Annotated in this window: 26 protein-coding genes; 20 read left to right on the top strand and 6 right to left on the bottom strand. The window is 62.4% G+C overall.

Translation table 11 applies throughout. The annotated features are described in order from the left end of the window. Positions 1-72: 72 nt before the first annotated feature. Positions 73-1,488 (top strand): sulfotransferase family protein, encoded by a 1,416-nt coding sequence (locus AC3A43_RS16535; protein WP_487793636.1) that lies wholly within the window; start codon positions 73-75, stop codon positions 1,486-1,488. A 254-nt stretch (positions 1,489-1,742) separates the two neighbouring features. After that, positions 1,743-1,967, top strand: coding sequence for a helix-turn-helix transcriptional regulator (locus AC3A43_RS16530; protein WP_487793635.1), 225 nt, complete (start codon positions 1,743-1,745; stop codon positions 1,965-1,967). A gap of 382 nt (positions 1,968-2,349) precedes the next feature. Here the strand turns inward: AC3A43_RS16530 and AC3A43_RS16525 are convergent, their stop codons facing one another. Together AC3A43_RS16525 and AC3A43_RS16520 are read right to left on the bottom strand one after the other, a co-directional pair. Further along, positions 2,350-2,580, bottom strand: coding sequence for a type IV toxin-antitoxin system AbiEi family antitoxin domain-containing protein (locus AC3A43_RS16525; RefSeq protein WP_487793789.1), 231 nt, complete (start codon positions 2,578-2,580; stop codon positions 2,350-2,352). Between the two features lie 737 nt (positions 2,581-3,317). Continuing rightward, a complete protein-coding gene (locus AC3A43_RS16520) occupies positions 3,318-3,680 on the bottom strand; it encodes a VOC family protein (RefSeq protein ID WP_487793634.1) in 363 nt (120 codons plus the stop codon). Positions 3,681-3,844: 164 nt separating this feature from the next. On the opposite strand from AC3A43_RS16520, the gene AC3A43_RS16515 reads away from it, so the two are divergent. Further along, entirely contained in the window at positions 3,845-4,399 is a 555-nt protein-coding gene (locus AC3A43_RS16515; protein WP_487793633.1) for a TetR/AcrR family transcriptional regulator, read from the top strand. A 125-nt stretch (positions 4,400-4,524) separates the two neighbouring features. Here AC3A43_RS16515 and AC3A43_RS16510 read toward each other — a convergent pair whose 3' ends face one another. After that, entirely contained in the window at positions 4,525-5,154 is a 630-nt protein-coding gene (locus AC3A43_RS16510) for a tyrosine-type recombinase/integrase (protein ID WP_487793632.1), read from the bottom strand. Positions 5,155-5,314: 160 nt separating this feature from the next. On the opposite strand from AC3A43_RS16510, the gene AC3A43_RS16505 reads away from it, so the two are divergent. From AC3A43_RS16505 to AC3A43_RS16465, 9 genes are all read left to right on the top strand, one after another. Continuing rightward, positions 5,315-6,244, top strand: a complete 930-nt coding sequence (locus tag AC3A43_RS16505; RefSeq protein WP_487793631.1) for a LysR family transcriptional regulator — start codon at positions 5,315-5,317, stop codon at positions 6,242-6,244. Between the two features lie 150 nt (positions 6,245-6,394). Further along, positions 6,395-7,105, top strand: coding sequence for an SDR family NAD(P)-dependent oxidoreductase (locus AC3A43_RS16500; protein ID WP_487793630.1), 711 nt, complete (start codon positions 6,395-6,397; stop codon positions 7,103-7,105). A gap of 25 nt (positions 7,106-7,130) precedes the next feature. Further along, the gene (locus tag AC3A43_RS16495) at positions 7,131-7,367 is read left to right on the top strand and encodes a tautomerase family protein (RefSeq protein WP_487793629.1); all 237 of its coding nucleotides are present in this window, start codon (positions 7,131-7,133) and stop codon (positions 7,365-7,367) included. Between the two features lie 140 nt (positions 7,368-7,507). Continuing rightward, complete coding sequence (locus tag AC3A43_RS16490; RefSeq protein ID WP_487793628.1) at positions 7,508-8,410, top strand: LysR family transcriptional regulator; 903 nt, start codon at positions 7,508-7,510, stop codon at positions 8,408-8,410. A gap of 137 nt (positions 8,411-8,547) precedes the next feature. Further along, positions 8,548-9,342: an SDR family NAD(P)-dependent oxidoreductase gene (locus tag AC3A43_RS16485; protein ID WP_487793627.1), complete on the top strand. Its 795-nt coding sequence runs from the start codon at positions 8,548-8,550 to the stop codon at positions 9,340-9,342. Positions 9,343-9,369: 27 nt separating this feature from the next. Next, the gene (locus tag AC3A43_RS16480) at positions 9,370-9,780 is read left to right on the top strand and encodes an organic hydroperoxide resistance protein (protein WP_487793626.1); all 411 of its coding nucleotides are present in this window, start codon (positions 9,370-9,372) and stop codon (positions 9,778-9,780) included. Between the two features lie 85 nt (positions 9,781-9,865). Continuing rightward, on the top strand, positions 9,866-10,096 hold the full coding sequence (locus AC3A43_RS16475; RefSeq protein WP_487793625.1) for a DUF2798 domain-containing protein: 231 nt from the start codon (positions 9,866-9,868) through the stop codon (positions 10,094-10,096). A gap of 1 nt (position 10,097) precedes the next feature. Next, the gene (locus AC3A43_RS16470; RefSeq protein WP_487793624.1) at positions 10,098-10,535 is read left to right on the top strand and encodes a cupin domain-containing protein; all 438 of its coding nucleotides are present in this window, start codon (positions 10,098-10,100) and stop codon (positions 10,533-10,535) included. After that, positions 10,532-10,999, top strand: a complete 468-nt coding sequence (locus AC3A43_RS16465) for a DUF6130 family protein (protein WP_487793623.1) — start codon at positions 10,532-10,534, stop codon at positions 10,997-10,999. Before AC3A43_RS16470 ends, AC3A43_RS16465 begins: the two co-directional genes overlap by 4 nt. A 174-nt stretch (positions 11,000-11,173) precedes the next feature. On the opposite strand, the gene AC3A43_RS16460 is transcribed toward AC3A43_RS16465, so the two are convergent. Next, entirely contained in the window at positions 11,174-11,851 is a 678-nt protein-coding gene (locus AC3A43_RS16460) for a pirin family protein (protein ID WP_487793622.1), read from the bottom strand. Beyond that, positions 11,844-12,332, bottom strand: coding sequence for a MarR family winged helix-turn-helix transcriptional regulator (locus tag AC3A43_RS16455; RefSeq protein ID WP_487793621.1), 489 nt, complete (start codon positions 12,330-12,332; stop codon positions 11,844-11,846). Before AC3A43_RS16455 ends, AC3A43_RS16460 begins: the two co-directional genes overlap by 8 nt. 219 nt (positions 12,333-12,551) lie before the next feature. Here AC3A43_RS16455 and ectA point away from each other — a divergent pair, with 219 nt between their 5' ends. The 8 genes from ectA (at position 12,552) to AC3A43_RS16415 (ending at position 21,764) form a co-directional block, all read left to right on the top strand. Further along, positions 12,552-13,100: a diaminobutyrate acetyltransferase gene (gene ectA / locus AC3A43_RS16450; RefSeq protein WP_487793620.1), complete on the top strand. Its 549-nt coding sequence runs from the start codon at positions 12,552-12,554 to the stop codon at positions 13,098-13,100. 4 nt (positions 13,101-13,104) lie between these two features. Then, a complete protein-coding gene (gene ectB / locus AC3A43_RS16445) occupies positions 13,105-14,409 on the top strand; it encodes a diaminobutyrate--2-oxoglutarate transaminase (RefSeq protein ID WP_487793619.1) in 1,305 nt (434 codons plus the stop codon). Positions 14,410-14,423: 14 nt separating this feature from the next. Further along, positions 14,424-14,837, top strand: a complete 414-nt coding sequence (locus AC3A43_RS16440; RefSeq protein WP_422062301.1) for an ectoine synthase — start codon at positions 14,424-14,426, stop codon at positions 14,835-14,837. A 23-nt stretch (positions 14,838-14,860) separates the two neighbouring features. Then, positions 14,861-15,781: an ectoine hydroxylase gene (gene thpD, locus AC3A43_RS16435; protein WP_487793618.1), complete on the top strand. Its 921-nt coding sequence runs from the start codon at positions 14,861-14,863 to the stop codon at positions 15,779-15,781. Next, positions 15,778-17,220 carry an aspartate kinase gene (locus AC3A43_RS16430; protein ID WP_487793617.1) on the top strand — a complete coding sequence of 481 codons (1,443 nt, stop codon included), beginning with the start codon at positions 15,778-15,780 and terminating at the stop codon, positions 17,218-17,220. Before thpD ends, AC3A43_RS16430 begins: the two co-directional genes overlap by 4 nt. A gap of 21 nt (positions 17,221-17,241) precedes the next feature. Continuing rightward, positions 17,242-18,516 (top strand): MFS transporter, encoded by a 1,275-nt coding sequence (locus AC3A43_RS16425; protein WP_487793616.1) that lies wholly within the window; start codon positions 17,242-17,244, stop codon positions 18,514-18,516. Further along, the gene (locus tag AC3A43_RS16420; protein ID WP_487793615.1) at positions 18,513-19,850 is read left to right on the top strand and encodes an MFS transporter; all 1,338 of its coding nucleotides are present in this window, start codon (positions 18,513-18,515) and stop codon (positions 19,848-19,850) included. The genes AC3A43_RS16425 and AC3A43_RS16420 overlap by 4 nt, the downstream gene beginning before the upstream one ends. A 102-nt stretch (positions 19,851-19,952) precedes the next feature. Beyond that, positions 19,953-21,764, top strand: coding sequence for a cation:proton antiporter (locus tag AC3A43_RS16415; protein WP_487793614.1), 1,812 nt, complete (start codon positions 19,953-19,955; stop codon positions 21,762-21,764). A gap of 32 nt (positions 21,765-21,796) precedes the next feature. Here AC3A43_RS16415 and AC3A43_RS16410 read toward each other — a convergent pair whose 3' ends face one another. Next, on the bottom strand, positions 21,797-23,125 hold the full coding sequence (locus AC3A43_RS16410; protein ID WP_487793613.1) for a chloride channel protein: 1,329 nt from the start codon (positions 23,123-23,125) through the stop codon (positions 21,797-21,799). Between the last annotated feature and the right edge of the window lie 64 nt (positions 23,126-23,189).

Here is a 23,189-nt window from a genome sequence, read left to right as displayed (position 1 = left end):
CAGGTCGTAACGCAACCCGTCGCGGTTCCGCAAAGCTTGCCCCGATGGCAGTTGCGTCTCTAGACCCTCCGTATGCCATCGACAAACCTGCGCGCCCCTTCCACCGACAGCGAGCAAGCGCTGCGCCATGCCATCGCGAACCATCCCGACGACGCCCGCGCGCATGCCGCGCTCACATCCTATCTCTGCGCTGCCGGTCGTGCGGACGACGCATTGGCGCATATCGATCGCGAGACAGACCGCCACCCGTCGAAAGTCTGGCCGCTGTCGATCAAGGCCGGCATATTTTCCAGCGAACGGCGCGCGAACGAGGCGCTCGACGTCCACCGGCTACTTGTTGCGATGGCCCCTGACGTGCCACTCTTATGGGCGAATTTCGGGAGCGACCTTGTAGCCGTCGGCGACGTGGAGGAGGCCGCCGCCGCCTTTCGCGCGGCGGTCGAGCGCGCTCCCGATCACGGGACCGCATGGCTGGGTCTTGCCAATTTACCCGGCGTGTCGCTTAACGACGCCGATCTCGTGGCGATGGAAAAAGGGGTCGCTCGTTCGCGCGATCCCTATCAAAAGATCCAGCTCCTCTTCGCGCTCGGCCGCGCGTATGGTGCCCTCGGGGTGTTCGACGGGTCATTCGAGAAATTTAGCGAAGCCAACACCCTCCGCGAAACGGTCGTTCCTCACCAGGGGGCAGGACTCGCCGCCCTGGTTGAGACCCACAGGAAGCTGCGCACAACCTTTTTCGCGGCGGCACCAGAAGGCCCAGCGCCGACGAATGGCGCGATCTTCATCGTCGGAATGCCACGCTCGGGAACCACGCTCGTCGAACAAATCCTCGCCAGCCATCCGGACGTCGAAGGCGTAGGCGAATTGTTCGCGCTTCCTGACGTTGCCGCGTCTATCGGCGCTTTCGATGCGCCCGATAACTTTGTCCACCGTTTGCGGGCATTGACGGCAACCGAGGCGACCCAACTCGGCGCGCGCTACATGGAAAAATCGGGGCGCTACCGCCGAACCGATCGGCCCTATTTCACTGATAAACTGCCAGCCAACTGGCGCTTTGTCGCGCTCATTCACCGAATCCTGCCCGGCGCGCGGATCATCGATGTACGCCGCGACCCGCTGGCCTGCTGTTTTTCAGCCTACACGACCTATTTCAACCGCCACACCGACTTTCCCAACACGCTCGAAGATCTCGGTCGATATTATCGACTTTATATTGGAATGTTGGAAACGGTACGAAAGTTGGCGCCAGACAGATTGCACGTCGTCGATCATGCGCAGCTTATCTCGAACACAGAGCGGGAGATTCGAGCCCTGCTTGGCTTTTTAGAGGTTCCCTTCTCGCCGTCTTGCCTGAAACCCGAAGAAAATTCGCGAGCCATTTACACGCCTAGTGCCCAGCAAGTTCGAGCTCCCATTCATCGCGATAAAGACCGATCTCGTGATTATCTGCCTTGGCTGAAACCATTGATAGCCGCGCTAGACGAGTAAAGGGTCTGCTTGATGCTAGAGTAGTGGTCTACTTTCCACCCCATTCCAGCCGTTCCCGCATCCGGAAACTTGCCGGCCACCGTTCCCGCTAAATCAGGCCGGAAGCGGTCGCATCGTTCTGGCGTCAAATGGCCGCTTTCAAGCGCCTCTCCATAATTTCACAATGTCTGCATTTGGGTGAAATCAGCCATCGGAATTTGCTCCCAGCGCACGTGAGTTGAGTCAGGCGCGCCAATCCGGCGCTTGCTTGAAGGATGCTTACGATGACCTTGAAAACCCCACCATTCCGATATTTGCGGACGTCCGAGGCTGCGCGTTTCCTTAGCCTCTCACCGCGAACCATGGAAAAGCACCGCCTTTACGGCACCGGCCCGCGGTATCGAAAGCTTGGAGGCCGCGTGGTGTACTCCATTCCGGATCTGCAAGAATGGGCGGATCAGGATATCCGCACCTGCTCGTCCGATCCCGGGTCTGACTGATAACATCTACTTCCCGTGAGCATGGTCACCATGCTCACGGCTCGAGCCTTCGGCCAAGAGGTCGTCCAATATGTCACCAAAGCATACTTCGAGAATGTCGAGAAGCTGAGCGTCGATCGGCATGATGTCCGGAAGGTCGTCAACAATGGTCCATTCATTGGCATTACCGCCGTCTCCGCGCAGGGCTATAATAGTCGAGCAGGTCATATTCCGTCACGGCGATGTCGGTCCGCACAGCACGTCCATGAATGATCTGAAATTTCCGCTCCATGGCATCAGCATAGAAAACGCAACGGCATTGTCGACTGAGGGCTTCGGACCAATGAGAGAGATGAAGAGCATGGGGGCGTAGGGAAGCGACGTCTTCGAAAACGGGTAGCCCTCATTCGGAGTAAAAATCGGACGGTTTGTCGTGTCCTGTCATTTGCGAGGTGCGTGATTCCTTCACCCTGCTGCCCTCGGCAGCGGCTCTGTAGACACCATAGCCAACTCGAATAAGAAGCCCTTCCCTGCACATCATGGGAGGATATTGCCGGGGAACGCCGACGGCCTCCAAATCTTTGGTCCGGACAGTTCCACTCCGTTTGGCCAGATCGATTGCACGCTCCCGCAATGATAATCGGGGTTGCGGTTCCGGGCGCTTGGAGCTCTCCAAACCAACTTTCGCTGGAGTACGCCTATGTTTCTGTGGTTTTTCAAGGTCTTCCGACCACAGGTGCTCGTCACCACCGTCGCCGGGGAGCCATTCTTTTCCAGACGCACGAAAGCCTACGCCAAAGCACCCTAGCTTTGTACGGTATTCGCCAGCCTTCGCGCCCCTACTCCGGAGCAGCGATGAAAAGAGCCAAAAATCCTATCGCAGAGTAAAATACCGTAGGTGATCTCGACACCGCAATGGCAAAATCGCCTTCGCGTACCCAGGCGTAGAAATATAAGTTACAGCGCTTTCAGGCGCATTTGTGGGTTTAGCAGCGTAGTCCTGCGCCCTCCCCACTACGCTGGCGTACCCTTGTGAACCAACAAACCGATGAGCGACAATCTGTTTCTGGCCGGTTCCGGACCGACAGCTCTTGGACGGAAACCGAAAGAAGCAGACCTTAATATCGACAGGGGCGCGACGACGAGAACTAGCAATCGCGACGGTTGCAGTTGTGTCGGCGAGACATGATCTAGTTGCGCGCAGAGAGCAAGGCCGGTACCCATGGCGCGCCGCAATCTGGAAACAGTTATCCGTTGTGCAACAGCCACCGCGATGCGGGAACTGATGCAAGCTGATGTCCTGCCGCCATCAGCATGGCCTCCAACTGATCAAACTTTCTCCATATCGCGGCTATCGAAACACGGTAATTCTCAACGATCGTCGATCACCCGTCCGATCCTTACGAGGAGGCCGCTGGGATCGCTGACGGCGAACTCGTAGGTCCCCCAAGGCTTCGCATTTGGGCTTCCTTTCTCGATAATCAGGTCGCGCACCCGATCGGCAACTGCATCGACATCATCGACGTACAGATAAAGACCGAACGGGTTGTCTTCGATGTTCCGCGGCCAGCCCGGCGCATGTGTCAGATGCAGGCGCCATCCCCGATCATCGGCAAGAATGCGATAATATCCGTAATCGCTTGTCACCTCGAAGCCGAGCCGGCGATAGAAGGTTTCGCTGAGATCCAGATTGCTCGTCGGAATGATCGCGACCGCGTGATGATCTTGAGACATGATGGCTCCGGTTCATGGGTTTATTCGGCGAACCTCGCGCATCCCAACCCCGCTGGCCAGTCCGAAACACACAAAAATTCGGGTTGCGGAACTAATGCCGCCAAGTGTCCGGAATGTGCATCCGCCCGAGGGTGGCGCATCGAACGGTGTTCCACTAGGCTGCCATGATGCAGCTGGCCTTTCATCGAGATCCGCGCTCAAGAAGGACACAAGCGGCCATCCTCGAAGCTTTCGTCCGGCTGCTCGCCGAACGCCGGTACGACGCGGTCACCGTGGCCGATCTCGTCGCCGCCGCCCGCGTCGGCAAGGCAACCTTCTACGAGCATTATCGAGGCAAACACGATGTGCTGCTTGCTGCAATGGAACCGATCCTGTTGGCTCTTTCCACGGCCGCATCGGGCCGCGCGGCGCGATCTTATGTCAAAGGGGTGGTCGCTCATCTCTGGGACCGGCGTGCGACCGCGCGCGGCATATTGGGTTCGACCGCCGGCTCAGTGGTTCAGCGCCGGCTCGCAAAACTGATCTTGCCGCACGCCGAAAGGTCGACACGAGGAGGCGCTCCACTGATCATAGCCACCGGCGTCGCCGCGGCGCAGATCGCGATGCTTCGAAGCTGGCTCGGTGGCGAAGAATGCTGCACTACTGACGAAATGACAGACCGCATGATCGACTGTTCCAACCTCATCGTGGAGCAGCCACGCGCACCTGCCTCTTCTTAGCCTCGGCCGCTCGACTGGATGCTTGTGGCCGCTTGCGGACTGGCGGCTTTTGGCGGCCAAACAAAGAGAGCGGACGTTCCGCGGGATTTCAGAGCGCTCGCTCTCAGGATGTTCAGATTTTCACGTTAGACTTCGATGCCTTCCGCCAACGTCAGGGCATCTTCCACATCAACGCCGAGGTATCGCACCGTGTTTTCGATTTTGGTGTGGCCTAGAAGAATTTGTACGGCGCGCAAATTCCCAGTCGCCTTGTAGATAATCGACGCCTTCGTTCTCCGGAGCGAATGTGTTCCATAGTCTTCGCTTCGTAGGCCGACCGCGGTGACCCACTCATCAACAAGCCGCGCATATTGCCGCGTGCTCATATGGGCAGAGTGGTCGATACGGCTGGGGAACGCATAGTCCTCGATCGCTCCGCCGCGCCGCTCGAGCCATGCCAAGAGGCTTCCGCGCGCGTCGGACATTATTTCGAATTGAACTGGTCGGCCCTTCTTCTGCTGAACTACGATTGCCCGCGTTCGCAACTCTCCACCTGTCACCAAGTCGCCGATCTTGATCTTCACCAGATCACAGCCCCGCAGTTTGCTGTCGATCGCAAGATCGAACAGCGCCCGGTCTCGAAGTCGGTGCTCGCGATCGAGATGAAAGCGAATGGCCCAAATCTGACGTGGTTTCAGTGGGCGCTTTGTTCCAACCTTCCTGCCGGCATTCCACGCCGGACGTGGTATCGAATAGTCAAATTCTGACCTTCCCATGATCGTTCTCCTGCGGCCAACACAGCCGAGGAAGAAACGCTTCAAACTCACAGGTCGGACAGCAGTCGCCTGCCAGATCTTATACGGGTGACGGTCAACGCTCGACCGATCCACTCGCCGCCTGTAGCATCCCCACATTAAACCAGCATTCGGATGGGCGATGGATCGCATCGACGCGATGAAGATATTTGTGACGGCGGTCGACGAGGGCAGCCTCGCGGGCGCAGCGCGTCGCCTTCGCCGTTCGCCGACGGCGATCAGCCGCGCGATCGCGTCGCTGGAGGCGCATGTCGGCGCGGAACTGCTCCACCGCACGACGCGCAGCATCCGCCTTAGCGACACAGGCCAGCACTATGCGGCATCGTGCCGCCGCATTCTAGCCGAGCTGGAGGAGGCGGATCTGCTCGCCGGGGGCGAGCGTGCGGCACCGCGCGGGCTGCTGACGCTCACCGCGCCGCCAATCAGCGGTGAGGAAATATTGCGCCCCATCCTCGATGAGTTCCTCGATGCCTATCCGCTGGTCACGGCGCGCCTGCTTCTGGTCGACCGGTCGGTCAACCTGATCGACGAAGGGGTCGATATCGCGCTGCGGGTCGCGGAGCTCCCTGACTCGTCGCTGCTCGCAACGCGGGTCGGAGACGGGGTACGCCGGGTCATCGTTGCGGCGCCGCATTATCTGGCGCAGCACCCACCGATCAAAGCGCCCGCCGATATCGTCGGGCACCAGATTATATCGCTGACCCATTTCGGGCTGGAATCCTGGGCCTTCGCGACCGCCGGAAAATCCGGCGCCGCACGGACCGTTCACTTCGCGCCCCGCCTCATCGTCAACAGCGTGCGCGCAGCGGTGGCGTCGGCGGTGGCGGGTGGCGGATTGACGCGCGTCTATTCCTATCATGTCGCGCACGAAGTGAAGGCGGGACGGCTGCAGGTCGTGCTTGCCGACGCCGAACCACCGGTCCAGCCAGCGCACCTGCTGACTCCGGCCGGGCGCCGGTCCGTACCGAAGGTCCGTGCCTTCATCGATTTCGCGGCGCCGCGGCTGCGTGCCGCGTTCAACCGGTTAGCTCTCGACGCTAGCAAGCTCTAGGTCATTATGCCGTTAATCGGCATAATGTCTGTCAATCTATCTAGATTATCACGGAAAACGACCTGCCCTAGATAGGCCCTGTCGACGCGGAATGCGTCGGCCGGACCAATGAAATTTGGCCCGCATTCATTCGAAGAAAGGTCAAATATCATGAGCAATGGAAAGAAAGTCGTCGTCATCACCGGCGCATCACAGGGGATCGGCGCGGCCCTCGTCAGCGCCTATCTTGATCGCAACTATCGCGTCGTCGCGACGTCGCGGTCGATCCAGCCCTCGAACAATCCCGACGTCCTGACGATTGCCGGCGACATCGGCGATCCCGAAACCGGGCCGCGCGTGATCGCCGCAGCGATCGAAACATTCGGTCGCGTCGACACGCTGGTCAATAACGCCGGCATCTTCCTCGCCGGTCCGTTCACCGATTACAGCGCACAGAAATATGCCGATGTCGTTTCGACCAACATCAACGGGTTCTATTACATCACCCAGGCTGCGATTGCGGCGATGGAAAAGCTCGGCCGCGGTCACATCGTCAGCATTACGACGAGCCTCGTCGATCATGCGCTTTCGCAGGTGCCGTCGGTCCTCGCTTCGCTGTCGAAGGGTGGCATCAACGCCGCGAGCAAAAGCCTCGCCATCGAATATGCGACGCGTGGTATCCGCGTGAATGCCGTATCGCCGGGTGTGATCAAGACGCCGATGCACACCCCCGAAACCCATGACTTCCTGTCCGCGCTGCACCCCGTCGGGCGCATGGGCGATATTTCGGACATCGTCGAGGCCGTGCTGTATCTTGAAAGCGCCGGTTTCGTGACGGGCGAAATCCTCCATGTCGATGGCGGCCAGTCAGCCGGCCACTGATCCGGCGAGAGCGAGGAGACAGATCATGCCGATCGTAACCGTACAAGTCACCAAGGAGGGCACCGAAGCCGGTGTCGATCATGTGACGCCCGAGCAGAAAGCCGCTATCTATAAGGCAATGAGCCAGGTTCTGTTCGACGTGCTCAAAAAGCCGCCCGAATGGACGTGGGTCATCTTCCAGGAAGTCGAGATGGAAGATTGGGGCTGGGGCGGAATGCCCGTCGCCGAATATCGCAAGAAGCTAGCTGGTCCCCCGGGCTGAGTTTCGTCAAGGATACCTCCAAACACCCGTCATCGATCGCCGATGGCGGGTGTTTGTTTGAGACGTACGCGGCAAGCGCTTGCCGCTGTGACGGCCGGACAAATTCCGCTATTCAGCGTGCGGGCAAGAAAGGGAGGCAGATGGATAGGCTCGATGCCATGCGGGTCATTCTGGCGGTCGTGGACGCGGGTAGCCTGTCCGCGGGGAGCCGTAAGCTGAATGCGCCGCTCCCCAGCGTCAGCCGCAAGGTCGCCGAACTCGAACGACACCTCGGGACCAATCTCCTCGTCCGCACCAGCCGCAATATCCAGCTCACTGATGCGGGGCGCGATTATGTCGAGGCGGCGCGGCGGATCGTTGCCGACCTGGACGCGGCGGAACGGCGCGCATCGGGCGAATATAGCACTCCGCGCGGCGAACTGACGGTCACCATGCCGGTCGAATTCGGCGCGCGCCATGTGATGCCGATCGCGCTGTCGTTTATGGCCGAATATCCCGAAGTCACCCTGAACCTCATCGCCTCCGACCGGCGCACCGATATGGTCGATGAACATATCGACGTCGCCATCCGCCTCGGCCATCTGGCCGACAGTGCCCTCTATGCGGTTAAGACAGGCGACTTTCGCCTGATCACATGCGCCAGTCCCGACTATCTCGAGCGGCGTGGCACACCGACCGATCCGCGCGAATTGTCCGCGCACGATGGCATCCTCTTCGGGACCCAGCAGATGTTCTGGACCTATCGCATCGACGGCGAGGACATGATCTGCGCGCCGCGGACGCGGATTGCCGTCAATAGCGCCGCGGGCAATCTCGCGGCGGCACTTCGCGGCGTCGGGGTCGCGCGTCTCTTCGATTATCAGCTATCGGGGCAGATCCAATCGGGAGCGCTCGTCCACGTGCTTACCGACGGCGATAGCGAGCCGCGCCCGGTGCATATCGTCTATCCGCGCCAGGGGCTGCTGCCGCTTAAGGTGCGCGCCTTTATCGACTGGGCAACGCCCCAGCTGCGCGCCGCCTGCAAGGGTTTTGACTGCCCCTGACCCGACCCTTGCCGCGATTGAGAGGCTCGCTCTCGCTTTCGCCCGCTACCGGCATTTTCCCGCACGACTAAATCGTTCTGGTCCGCCCCGTCCATCACGGCCGGTCGGCGTCCATCCCTTGTTGGAAAGGAAGAACGATGAACGAAGCAAAGGGCACTGCCCTCATTACCGGAGCGTCGAGTGGAATTGGCGCGCTTTACGCCGATCGCCTGGCTCGCCAAGGCTATGACCTGATCCTTGTCGCGCGCAACGCCACCAAACTCGAGCGCGTGGCACAAGCGATCCGCGAAGCCACCGGCCGCCAGATCGACACGCTGCCCGCCGACCTGACGAACACCGCCGATCTTCGTCTCGTCGAAGCCCGGCTCGCGAACGACCGCAGCATCGCCTTGCTGGTCAACAATGCCGGGATCGGCTCGACCGCTCGCGCCCTTGACGCCGACGTCGATACAATGAGCGCGATGGTATCGCTCAATGTCGAGGCGCTGATGCGCCTGACCTATGCGGTCGTGCCTGCCTTTGTTGCGCGCGGCCGCGGCACGATCGTCAACATCGCCTCGATCGTCGCGGTCGCCCCCGAGGTACTGAACGGCGTTTATGGCGGCTCCAAGGCCTTCGTCCTCGCCTTCAGCCAGAACCTGCGTCACGAACTCGACGGCACCGGGGTCCATGTACAGGTCGTCCTGCCCGGCGCAACGGCGACCGACTTCTGGGACATCGCGGGCACGCCCGTCGAGCATCTTCCCGGCGAGATTGTCATGCGGGCCGACCAGCTCGTCGATGCCGCGCTGACCGGCCTCGCGCGCGGCGAATTTGCGACGATCCCCAGTCTTCACGACGAATCCCACTGGGACGCCTTCGAGGCGGCCCGGCAGGCCATGGCGGGCGAATTGTCCACCAGCACCTCCGCGGCCCGATATCTGGCCGCTTGATCCCCGAAGCCTAGCAGGAGTAAAATCATGTCACAGAATATCGTATATACCGGAAAAACCCACACCACCGGCGGCCGCGACGGCGCGTCGCGCAGCTCGGACGGCGAACTCGATATCGCGCTGTCGCCGCCCGGATCGAACCGCACCGGCACCAACCCAGAACAGCTGTTCGCGGCCGGCTGGTCGGCCTGCTTCCTCGGCGCGATTGGCAAGGCTGCCACCGAACACAAATTGCGGCTGCCTGCTGACGCCGCCATCGACGCCGAAGTCGATCTTGCGCTGGACGATGGGGGCTTTTCGCTGATCGCGCGCCTCAACGTCAGCCTGCCCGGCATTGATCACGAAACCGCCGAAACGCTGACCGCCCGCGCGCACGAGATCTGCCCCTATTCGAAGGCGACGCGCGGCAATATCGCGGTCGACATCAACATCGTCTGACCCACCCCAAAACCGTCGCGCCTGTCGCCACGACATGGCGCGGCGGTTTTTGCCGCCAAGCTGCGGATGAATAAGGATCTGGACCATGAACATCCAAATGAAACGGAAAATCGCCTTCGCCCTCCTGATGGGAGTCGTGACAACCGGGATTATTTCCTTCACGCTCCTCGCGCTCAATCTCGGTTTTGCGACCGGCTTTGTCGGGACATGGCTGCGTTCCTGGGCGATCGCTTATGTCATCGTCATTCCCGCGATCCTTCTGATCGGGCCGCGTTTGCAGGCCAGAATCGACCAGGTCATCGGCAAGGAGGCTTAAGGTGAAGCACGCAATCTCAAATCTATTTGCCGCCATCCTGTTCACGGCTGGCGCGGCATCCGCTGCGACCCCGACACCCTCAGGCGTAACGCGTACTGACCTGCAGCGGCACGACCTGTCGATCGCGGGCCGCGAAACCGTCCAGGCGCGCATCGACATTGCCCCGGGTGCGGTGGCCCCATGGCATCGACATCCCGGCGAGGAAGTCATTTACGTCATCGAAGGGACGCTCGAATATCAGCTCGAAGGTCAACCGCCGGTCACCGTCACCGCCGGTCAGGTTCTCTTCGTTCCCGCGGGTGTCGGCCATATGGCGCGCAATCGCACCGCCACGAATGGCGCTGAACTCGCGACGTACATCGTCGAGAAGGGCAAGCCGCTGCTCGTTCCTGCGGTGGTATCAACAAGCGAAACGGGAACGCAGGAGAAATCGCAATGAGCCGCACCATGCTCCTTGCCGCACTTGGTTCGGTCTTGGCCACGACCGCCGCCGCGCAATCGATGGATGCCGGGCGGGAAGCCTCGCAATTCGTACCAATAATCAACGAACCGCCTGCCGAGCTGTTCGTCGACCCGCCGCTTGCTGGTCCACTTGCACGGGGCGCGGTCATCATCCCCTATCGCACGAAGCATTTTCGGATCCTGCCGATTTTTGGAGCGAGCGCCGTCGATGTCTCGCCGCGTGCAGGTCATCTTCATGTCAGCGTTGACGATTTGCCTTGGCGATGGGCAGACGCCGGCGACAATGGCGCTGTCGTCGTGAACGGCCTTCCGGTCGGACCCCATAAAATAACGATCGAACTGGCAACCCCCGAGCACAAGGTTCTGACCGGCAGATCCATTTCCTTCATCGTCCCAGACTTGACGAAAACAACCGCGACTGGGCCGTCACACGATCATTGATGTGGGTTCTGGCCGTTTGCTGACGATCCCCTTTCGGTAGAGAAACTTGGAAAGCTGACATCGGCGAGGCATTAGATTCGCGCGCGCTCTCTCAGCGTAAACATCAATAACTTCTGCTAGAGATCGCATCATCTCTAAACCGAGGAGGCGATAAATCGCGGACAGACCGGCGTGCTACCCTTCGATCAGCACCACCCTCGCCAAAGTCTTCGCTGTGATCGTTAGACAGGCCTCGTTTCGGATCGCCAGCCCGTCGTGGCGCGACATGCGATGATGTGCGATGTCGATCGTTCCCGACATCACTACGATATAGGCGAACTCGCTGGCGAGGTGCAGATCAGTGGCCTGCCCGCCCGACAACTTCAACCATTTGACACGCGCGGCGGCGCGAAGACGGACATGCGCGACATCGTCGCCGGTGCCACTGGCCAGCCAATCTGGCACGGCGGACAGTGCGGCTGCCTCACGAAAGACAGCACGCTCGTCCGCCCCACTCGATAAGGCGATCGTGGTAAAGGACGCTGGCCTTATCGACCGGTTGGAGATCCCAAATTCAGCGCCGGTGCCGGCGGCTATATAGGCAAACCGATCCCGTCCGATGGCAAAGTCGCGGCCTGAATGCCTCGTGATCCAAATCTCGCCATCTTCGACAATCACCAGCATTTCAGTTGCGAAGTGGGAGCTTGGCTGCAGTTCGGCGTCTGCGGCGAGACGATCGTGATTGATATAGCGCGTCCGCCCCCATTCGAGGCGCTCGACATCCTGATAGCCGGCAAAGCAGAAGTGGTGCCGCGCCTGCAGCCAAGCGAGATGGGTCTCGCCCAGTTCCGCCGCGGGGCGGTATTCAATCATGGGCGGCCCGGTCGATGGCCCCGCTGTCGAGTAACGGAGCGGCGTCCATCTCTCCGGCGCCCAACAAGGCTGCCAGACGTTCGGTGCTGGCGAGGATCATTGCCTGCTCCCAGGGCCGCAAGGCGCCAAAGCGACCCGTAAAGATTTCCTGCAGCATATCGGGCGCCTCGGCGACCCGCCGGCTGCCCTCGGCGGTCGTGCTCAGGAGGATTTGACGCTTGTCGCGATCGCTGCGCGTTCGCGCCGCGAGGTTCAGGGCAACGAGACGATCGACGATGGCGGTGATCGTCGCCTGGCTGAACTGCAGCTGCCGCGCGATGGCGCCGGGCGTGCCCTCGGACTGTGCGTCGATTTCGCGAAGGACGAGCATTTGCGAAGGCGTGAGACCGGTTGCCACGGCGAGCTTGCGGCTGCCGCCTTCGGTCGCCCGCAGGACGCGCCGAAGCGCTTTCAAAGTGGCGTTGGCAATCTCGGATTCCATCCGGATTTGTTAGCCGCACAGCGGGCCCGCACAAACCCGTTTTTTCATTTCAATCCATTTAATTATATTTCATTATCCGAAGTATATTCGTCGCATGGGTTGAATGTATCGCCGCGGATGCTATATTTTACGGCATCCAGCGGCGAGTCGTAACGCGGTCGCTCCAAAATATCCTTCAGGAGATGAACAATATTTGACCGGCAACAGGACGAAGAGTCATTGCCTTCAGAAAAAGAAGCGGGCGCCCCACCTTCCTCCACCGGAATCGCGTTCAGACAGCCTGTCGCGACCGACGGTCCCGCCATCACGGCGCTGATTTCACGTTGTCCGCCGCTCGATCGCAATTCCGCCTACTGCAATCTCATCCAGTCGACCCATTTCGCCGACCATTGCGTCGTCGCGCAGCAGGGAGACCGGATCGTGGGTTGGGTCTCGGGACATCGTCCCCCGTCCGACCCGACATGTTTTTTCGTCTGGCAGGTCGCCGTCGCGGCCGAGGGGCGCGGCAAGGGTCTTGCGAAGCGGATGATCCAGTCGCTGCTCGCCCGTCGCGCGCAGCAGGGAGTCACCTGCCTGACCACCACGGTAACCGACCACAATAAAGCGTCCTGGGCGCTGTTTCACTCGCTCGCCCGCGACTGGGATTCGCCGCTCGAACGCACCGCGCTGTTCGAGCGCGAAGCGCATTTCGCCGGGGCTTATCCGACCGAATATCAGGCCTGCATCGGGCCATTCGATCTCAACAAGATTCAAAAAACGCAGGGGTAAATCGATGATTATGGAACCGAAGCCGTCCGGTGCGATCCCGGACAGGACTATATATGAGCGCCGCGAGTCCGGCGTGCGAAGCTATGCCCGCTCGATGCCGCGCCAGTTCGGCAAGGCCGAGGGCGTCTGGATGTACGACAGCGAAGGCGGGCGCTATCTCGACTTCCTGTCGGGCTGCTCGACCCTTAACTATGGTCATAACCATCCGCTGCTCAAGCAGGCGCTGCTCGATTATATCGCCGCCGACGGCATCGCCCATGGCCTCGACCTCCACACCGACGCCAAGGAAGCGTTCCTGCGGACGTTCGAGGATGTCATCCTGACCCCGCGCGGGCTCGATTATCGCATCATGTTCACTGGCCCAACCGGGACCAATGCGGTTGAGGCCGCGATCAAGCTGGCGCGCAAGATCACCGGCCGCGAAATGGTCATCGCCTTCACCAACGGCTTTCACGGCATGACGCTTGGCGCGCTCGCCTGCACCGGCAACGCCGCCAAGCGCGGCGGTGCCGGGGTGCCGCTCAGCCATGTCGCGCATGAGCCCTATGACGGCTATTATGGACCCGAGGTCGACACCGCCGACCTGCTCGAACAGCGATTGTCGGATCCCTCGAGCGGGCTCGACGCGCCGGCGGCGATCCTTGTTGAAACCGTCCAGGGCGAAGGCGGGCTCAATGCCGCGTCGCCCGAGTGGCTGCGCCGGATCGCCGATATCGCCAAGGCGCATGGCGCGCTGCTGATCGTCGACGACATTCAGGCCGGCTGCGGCCGGACCGGTGGCTTTTTCAGCTTCGAGGAGATGGGGTTCACTCCTGACATCATCACGATGGCCAAATCGCTGTCGGGCATGGGCCTGCCCTTTGCGCTCACCCTCTTTCGCCCCGAGTTCGACCAATTCTCGCCCGGCGAGCATAATGGCACCTTCCGCGGCAACAACCATGCCTTTGTTACTGCGACCGCGGCGCTCCGCCACTTCTGGAGCGACGACGCCTTTCAGGCGGACGTGCGTCGCCGCGGCGCGCAGCTCGAGGCGCGCCTCGCGCGCATTGCTGCCGACTATGGGTTCGAGACCCGCGGGCGCGGGATGATGCGCGGCATCAGCACGGGATCGGGAGAGCTGGCCGGCACGGTCACCGCCGCCTGTTTCGACGCCGGCCTGATCATCGAGACCAGCGGCGCGCATGACGAGGTGATCAAGGTGCTCGCGCCGCTTGTCATCGACGATGCGACGCTCGGCGTCGGCCTCGACATTCTCGAAACCCGGATCCGCGATGCGATGGCCGCAGATTACGCCGTCGCCGCCGAATAACTCAGGAGACAGATATGATCATTCGCAACCTCAACGACATCCGCAAGACCGACCGCAATGTCCGCTCGGACGGCTGGGCCAGCGCCCGCATGCTGCTCAAGGATGATGGAATGGGCTTTTCCTTCCATATCACCACCATGTTCGCGGGCACCGAATTGAAGATGCATTACCAGAACCATCTGGAATCGGTCTTCGTGCTGAAGGGCAAGGGGACCATCGAAGATCTCGCCACCGGCGAGATTCACAAGCTCGAGCCCGGCGTGATGTATGCGCTCAACGACAATGACCGCCATATCGTGCGCCCCGAGACCGATATCCTGACCGCCTGCGCCTTCAACCCGCCGGTCACCGGCAAGGAAGTGCATGACGAGACAGGCGCCTATCCGGCTGATCCGGACGGTCTGCGCGCGACCGTTCTTGCCGAGTAATAGAAGAAAAACAGGGATAACCCATGATTGACCTCTACCCCTCGCGCCATGCCGCGACAGCAGAGATGCGTCCGCGACAGGATCCCGTCGTCCATAACGAATGGAGCAACGACGCGCCGATCAGCCCGGCGCAGGCCGCGCAGTTCGACCGCGACGGCTATATCGTGCTCGAGGATATCTTCTCGGCCGATGAAGTGGCCTTCCTGCAAAAGGCCGCGGGCGCGTTGCTCGCCGATCCCGCCGCGCTCGATGACGATACGATCGTTACCGAGCCGCAGGGAAAGGAAATCCGGTCGATCTTCGAAATTCACCGGCAGAATGCGGTGATGGCGCGCCTCGCCGCCGATGCGCGTCTCGCCGACGTTGCGCGGTTCCTGCTCGGCGACGAGGTCTATATCCATCAGTCGCGGCTCAACTATAAACCGGGTTTCACCGGCAAAGAATTCTACTGGCACAGCGATTTCGAAACCTGGCATGTCGAGGATGGCATGCCGCGGATGCGCGCGCTGTCGATGTCGATCCTGCTCGCCGAGAACACCCCGCACAATGGACCGCTGATGGTCCTGCCGGGATCGCATCGCACCTATCTCACCTGCATCGGCGAAACGCCCGAAGATCATTATCTGAGCTCGCTGAAACGCCAGGAATATGGCGTCCCTGACGAAGACAGCCTCGCCGAGCTGGCGCACCGGCACGGCATCGTCGCACCGACCGGCAAGCCGGGGACCGTGATCCTGTTCGACTGCAATCTCATGCATGGCTCGAACGGCAACATCACGCCCTTCCCGCGCGCCAATGCGTTCCTTGTCTATAATGCCGTCAGCAACCAGCTCGAAGAACCCTTCGGCGCGCCGAAGCCCCGACCCTGGTTTCTCGCCCATCGCGGCGATCCGACGCCCTTGCGGAGCGAACAGGGGCGGCTCGACGCGCTGGTGCCGGCATGACGGGCGCCCATAGCGTCGAGAAGATCGGCGGCACCTCGATGGCGGCGACCGAGACGTTGCTCGACAATGTCCTCATCGCCGGTCGCACGGGTGCCGAACTCTACCAGCGCATCTTCGTCGTATCGGCCTTTGCCGGAATGACCGACCTGCTCCTCGAGAACAAGAAAAGCGGCACGCCCGGCGTCTATGGGCGTTTTGTGGCCGACGATAGCGCCGAAGGCTGGCGCAACGCGATCGGCCTCGTTCGCGAGGCGGTGCGCGATCGCAACGCCGCGATGTTCGCGCGGACGAAGAGCCGCGCCGAGGCAGATGCCTTTATCGAGCAACGGATCCGCGCGGTGTCAGCCTGTCTCGAGGATCTCGCGCGGCTGCGCAGCCACGGCCGTTTCTGCGTCAAGGAGCAGTTGCTGACGCTTCGCGAGCTTCTCGCGGGGATCGGCGAAGCGCATAGCGCGCATAGCACGGCGCTGCTGCTGCGCGATCGCGGTGTGAATGCGCGGTTCGTCGACCTCACCTTGTGGGACCAGGACGATCTGCGCAGCCTCGACCAGAGGATCGAGGAAGCGTTCGCGGGGATCAACCTGTCGACCACCCTGCCCATCGTCACCGGATACGCCGGGTGCGAAGGCGGCATGGTACGGCGCTATGCGCGCGGCTACACCGAGATGACCTTTTCGCGGCTCGCGGTCCTGACCGGCGCGCGCGAGGCGATCATCCACAAGGAGTTTCACCTGTCGAGCGCCGACCCGAAGCTGGTCGGCGCGGACAAGGCGCGCAAGATCGGCCGCACCAATTATGACGTCGCCGACCAGCTCGCCAATCTCGGCATGGAGGCGATCCATCCGGGTGCCGGCCGCGGCCTGCGCCAGACCGATATTCCGCTGCGCGTCCGCAACACCTTCGATCGCGAGGACGAGGGCACGCTGGTAACCGGGGACTATGTCTCGGACGTCCCGCGGGTCGAGATCGTCACCGGCATACGCCAGATGCAGGCGCTGCAATTCTTCGAGCAGGATATGGTCGGGATCAAAGGCTATGACAGCGCGATCCTCGAGGTGCTGGCCCGTCACGGCGTGTGGATCGTCAGCAAATCGTCGAACGCCAACACGATCACCCATTATCTCTCGGCCACTCCCGAAGCCGTGAAAAAGGTGATCGCCGATCTGCAGAAAGATTATCCCGACGCCGCCATTTCGGCGCAGCCGGTGGCGATGGTGTCGGCGATCGGCAGCGACATTTCGCGTCCCGGGCTTGTTCCCGATGCGCTGCGCGCGCTCGATGACGCAGGGATTTTGATGATCGCGATGCAGCACCAGATCCGCAACGTCGATATCCAGTTCATCATCGAATGCCGCGACTTCGACGCGGCGGTGCGAGCCCTGCATCGAGCGCTGGTCGAAGATGAGGGGCAAGCGGCCGAGGGCCGGCGCGCCGCCTGACGCGGCCGCCGACAATCTCTGATGCTTGCAACCATCCTGCCGGTCCGCAGCCTGCTGATTGCCATCTTCGTGATGATGGCGGGCAGCGGCTTTCTGTCGACCCTGATCGGGCTCCGGCTCGAACGCGCCGGCAGCGGCACGATGGTCATCGGGCTCGTCGCGACCGCTTATTTTGCCGGGCTTATAATCGGTGCGCTCAAGGCAGGCGATATCGTCCGCCGCGTCGGCCATATCCGCGCCTTCGCCGCCTTTGTCGCGCTGTTGTCCGCGAGCACGCTCGCTTATGCGCTGTTCGCTCAGCCGCTGCTGTGGGGCGCGCTGCGGCTGATCGACGGACTTTGCGTTGCGGGCGTCTTCGTTTGTGTCGAAAGCTGGCTCAACGACCGCGCCGAAACGGGCACGCGCGGCACCATACTCGCATGGTATATGGTCGCGCTCTATTCGGGCCAGGCGTTCGGCCAGTTGATCCTGCGCTCGGGCAACACCGCCCCGCAGGTCCCGTTCCAAATCGCCGCGATCCTGATTTCGCTCGCGATCATCCCGGTCTGTCTGACCCGGAGTAGCGCGCCGGTTCTCGAGGATGCCGCTTCGCTGCCGCTGCGGCGCCTGTTCGAGGCCTCGCCTCTCGGTGTCGTGGGAGCGGGCGTCACCGGGCTCTTGCTTGGCGCCTTCTATGGCCTCGCAGCCATTTACGCGCGCCGGATTGGGCTCGACCTCGGCGAGACCGCGACCTTCATGATGACCGTGATCCTCGGCGGCGTCGCGCTGCAATGGCCGCTCGGCCGGTTGTCGGATCGCTATGACCGCCGCCGCATCATCCTCATCTGCTTCGCCGCCACCTGGGTGACGAGCATCGCGCTGGCGACGCAGCCGCAGGGACTCCTTCTCTTCGGTCTCGGTGCCGCCTTTGGCGGATTGAGCTTCGCGCTCTATCCGCTGTGCGTCGCCTATGCGAACGACCGCCTGCTCCCCTCCGAGCGCGTGACGGCAAGCGGTCAACTCGTGCTTCTCTATTCGACCGGCGCGGCGCTCGGCCCGCTCGGGGCGGCGACGTCGATGACGCTTACAAATGCCGGCGGGCTATTCCTCTTCATCGCCTTCGCCGCCGCGGCGATGCTTGGCTTCGGGATGTGGCGCGTCGCGACCAGCGATCCGGTCCCGGGGGACCAGCAGCAGGACTTCCAGATCCTGCCGCGCACGACCCCGGTCGCCGCGCTGCTCGACCCCGCTGGCCCCGATAAACCAGCCTTATCAACCGAACCGAACACCATAGGTGACCAATGGACAATGAGATGACGCTCCACGCTCCGGGGCATCCGCCGCCCTTCCCCGACCCTTCGCCGCTCCACCGCGCTGTCGGCGCCTCGGCGCTCGGCAATGCGGTCGAATGGTTCGACTATGGCATTTATGCCTATGGCCTGACCTATATCTCGGCCGCCCTTTTCCCGGGCGATACCGAAGAGGCGGTGCTGTTCGCGCTCGCGACCTTTGCGATATCCTTCCTCATCCGTCCGCTTGGCGGGCTCTTCTGGGGACCGCTCGGCGATCGCATCGGGCGCAAGTCGGTGCTCGCGATGACGATCCTCCTCATGGCAGGCGCGACCTTCGCCGTCGGCCTCATTCCATCCTATGACACGGTGGGTTTCTGGGCTCCGACCGCGCTCGTCCTCCTTCGGATGCTCCAGGGCTTCTCGACCGGCGGTGAATATGGCGGCGCCGCGACCTTCATGGCCGAATATGCGCCCGACGACCGCCGCGGCTTTTATGGCAGCTTCCTCGAATTCGGGACGCTGGCGGGCTTCTCGCTCGGCGCGGCGCTCATGCTCGGTTATTCGCTTCACCTCGGCGACGAGGCGATGCACGAATGGGGCTGGCGCGTTCCGTTTCTGATCGCGGGGCCGATCGGTCTCGTCGGCATGTATCTGCGGTCCAAGATGGAAGACACGCCGATCTTCCGCGAAGAAATGGCGGCGGCAGAAGAGCGCAAGCCGCCGGGCCTCGGCTCGCTGATGCGCAATCACTGGCGTCCGTTGCTCGTCGTCGGCGGTCTGGTCGTCGCGCTCAACGTCGTCAACTATTCGCTGCTGAGCTATATGCCGACCTATCTCCAGCGCCGCATCGGCCTGTCGAGCGAGGAAGCGCTGCTCGTGCCGATCATCGGCATGGTCTTCATGATGCTCTTCCTACCCTTCGCCGGCGCGCTGTCCGACCGGGTCGGCCGCAAGCCGATGTGGCGCTGGTCGCTGATCGGACTGCTCGTTTTCGTCGTGCCGCTCTACATGCTGATCGGAACGGGGTTCGCGGGCGCGATCATCGGCTTTATGGCGCTCGGCCTGCTCTATGTCCCGCAGCTCGCGACGATTTCGGCGACCTTTCCCGCGATGTTCCCGACCGCGGTGCGTTTTGCAGGCTTCGCGATGGCCTATAATATATCGACGTCGATCTTCGGCGGCACGGCGCCGATCGTCGCGAGCGGCCTGATCAGCCTGACCGGCGACCCGCTCATGCCGGCTTATTATATGATGCTCGCCTGCCTCGTTGGGCTCGTCGCCCTCCGCTTCATGCCCGAAACGGCCGGGCGCTCGCTGCGGGAAAACCCATTCGCTACCCGATCGCTCGCAAATAAATAGAATCGCCGCGGCGTAATGGTCGGTGTGCAAGCGCAAGGGGCTTCGGACAGCTTTGCTATCGGCGCTGGAACCAATTGCTGCCGTGCCGCATAGGCTGGCGATATGTTCGCGATTGAATCCCTGCTCGTCAAAATTGCCCTGATCGGGGTTATCGGCATTGGCGCACAGTGGATCGCGTGGCGGACCGGCCGCCCCGCGATCGCGCTGATGCTGATCGCGGGGATTGTCGCCGGTCCGATACTCGGCCTTATCGATCCCGAGCGCGATTTCGGCGCGCTGCGCGAGCCGGTGATCAAGCTCGCCGTCGCGATCATCCTGTTCGAAGGCGGATTGAGCCTCAAGTTTCGGGAGTTGCGCAACGCCGGCGTGGCCGTGTTCATGCTCGTCTTCGTCGGCGTTCCGGTGGGCTGGGCGCTCGGCACCGCGGCCGCTTATTATGGCGCCGGGCTGCCGTTCGAGCTCGCGGCGCTGTTTGGCGGCATCATGGTGGTGACGGGCCCCACGGTGATCGTCCCCCTGCTGCGCTCGCTCAACATCGCGCCGCGCGTCAAGAATATGCTCAAATGGGAAGCGATCGTGAATGACCCGATCGGCGCGCTGCTCGCCGTCGGCGTCTTCAGCTATATCACGCATGGCGGGGCGGGCACCAATAGCGCCTCCATTCTCATCGACGTCGGTGCGGCCAGCATCCTGGCCATGGTGATCGGCGGCGCGGCTGGCTTTGCGCTGACCTGGGCTTTCCCGCGCGGCTGGGTGCCCGAGTATCTGAAGGCCCCCGTCCTCCTCACGACGGTCGTCGCCGTCTTCGTCCTCTCCGATCTGGTGATGCATGAAACGGGGCTGATTACGGTCACGATCATGGGCGTCGTGATGGCCAACCGCGAGACCTATTCGAGCCACCACCTGCTTCGCTTCAAGGAGGATCTGACGATCCTGCTCGTCTCGGGTGTCTTCATCATCCTGTCCGCGACGCTCAATTGGGAGGTGGTGCGCAACTTCGAGCTTCGCTTCGTCATTTTCCTGCTGTTGCTGCTCTTCGTCGTGCGGCCGCTTACGATCATGACCGCGCTGCTTTTCACTCGCGTGCCGTTCAAGGAGCGATTGTTCGTGGCGTGGATCGCGCCGCGCGGCATTGTCGCCGTCGCGGTGACGGGCCTTTTTGCCCTGCGCCTCTCGGACCTTGGCATCGCCGGCGCCGAGGCGCTGGTGCCGCTGGGGTTCGGCGTCGTGATCGTCACGATCTTTGCGCATGGCTTCACCGCGGCGCGCTTCGCCCGCTGGCTCGGGCTCGACCGCGGCAAGGGCAATGGGGTGCTCCTCGTCGGCGCCAACAGCTGGACGATCGGATTTGCCGACTTCATCAAGGGGCAAGGCCGCGAGGTGCTGATCGCCGACGCCAGCAAGCTCGCCCTGCGCCGCGCAAGACGTGCCGGCATTCCTGTTTACCAAGGCGATATAGTCGACGAGGCGCATGACGATGAGATCGACATGGGGCAATATCAGCAATTGATCGCGGCGACCGACAACGACAGCTATAACGCGCTCGTCTGCAGCGAGCTCGCTCCCGAGGTGGGATCGGATCGCATCAGCCGCATCATCGGGGAATCGGGCGCCGGCAGCCGTCGGCGTGGGCGCGTCTTCACCCTCGAGGGCACGCCGATCGAGGAATTGCTCGACCGCCTGCAATCGGGCTGGACGTTCGGCCGCACGCGGATCACCGAGAAATTTCCCTATTCGGCCTTTGTCGCGCGCATGCGGGCGAATGGCGGCGACAGCCTCGCCGTGGCGCGTCCCTCGGGCGAACTCGCCATTTTCTCGGCAGAGCACCGCCCGTCGGTCGATATCGGCGATATCGTCTGGACCTTCATCCCGCCAGAAGAACCGCAGCCGCGGAGGCCAGCGGTTACCCAGTAACCTTTCATTTCTGCACCGATTGCATCCCGCCGCTAAGCGTCGCCGGACCGCGCCGCGGAGACCATCCCCCGCGATAATCCGTGATAGAGGCGCGTCGGACAAATTTGCGCGCTCGCCCAGTCGGCGATGAGCGCGGTCGCGAACAGAGGCAGGATGACGCCGCGCGCGGCGGTCGCCTCGATCAGGATGATGACCGCCGTCAACGGCGCGCGAACAACGCCGACGAAATAGGCGACCATGCCCATCATCACGACAACGCCCGCGGAGCTACCGGGAAAAATCGGCGTCAGGAGATTTCCGAAGCCCGCCCCCACCGCGAGCGACGGCGCGAAGATGCCGCCGGGCACGCCGCTCAAGGTCGAAGCCAGCGCCGCGGTGAATTTGGCGGGGAAGAGCCAGAGGTCGCCCCGATGGCCCTCAACGAGGAATTTCGTGATGTCATAGCCCGTGCCCCAGGTTGCACCGCCTGACGCAATGCCGACGATCGCGACGACCAAGCCGCAGCCGGCCGCGAACAGGACAGGTCGGGACGCGGCGCGGCGCGCCCAAGGCGACGCCCGTTCGCTCGCGGCGAGGACGATGCGCGAAAACAGACCCCCGAGCAGACCGCCACCGAGGCCGACGACGGGCGCGACCAGCAGGACATCCGATACGGGCAGCGTCTCGCGCATCACGCCGAAATAGATATAATCGCCAGCGATCGAGAGGCTGACGAGACCCGAGATCATCACCGCGCCCATCGTCAGGACGGCAACGCGCTGCTCATAGGCCGCGGCGAGTTCTTCAATCGCAAAAGCGATGCCGCCCAGCGGCGTGTTGAAGGCGGCGGCGACACCGGCCGCGCCGCCTGCGATGAAGACGCCGGCGGTGATGCGCACGCGCAGCAAGCGGTGCACGGCCACCATGATCGCCGCGCTCACCTGGACCGTCGGTCCCTCGCGGCCGACCGATCCGCCCACCGCGAGCGTCGCGAGCGTGAGACCCAGCTTGGCAAAGGCGGTGCGAAGCGAGACAAGCGGTCCCTTTGCTTCCTGCTCGGGGCGACGGCTCGCCGCAATAATCTGGGGGATGCCCGACCCACGCGAGGCCGGAAAATAGCGGTTCGCGATCCACACGATCAGCGCGAAGCCGGCGGGCGTGATCAGGAGCGGAATCCACCATATCCGGTCGGTCGCCATGAAGATCAGCCGTTGGGCGCGATCGCCAGCCGCGGCGAATGCCAGCGCGACAAGACCGAGCAACACCGCTCCGCTGATCATCGCGACGCGGCGGTGAATATCAACCACTTCGGTTTTCGCACGGCGGTTAAGACGCAGCTGCCAGAGGCGCAGCCAGCGCGGACGAGTCGGCTTGGCGGGCATAGATCCATGTGGACGCGCGGTCGCGAGGGTGCAACCCCGGCGCGGATTTCAGGCACCACAACCC

It is taken from the genome of Sphingopyxis sp. Soil_C_28 (assembly GCF_057657055.1).
Note: the sequence above shows the minus strand (reverse complement) of the source record. Positions and strands in the feature narration are given on the sequence as shown.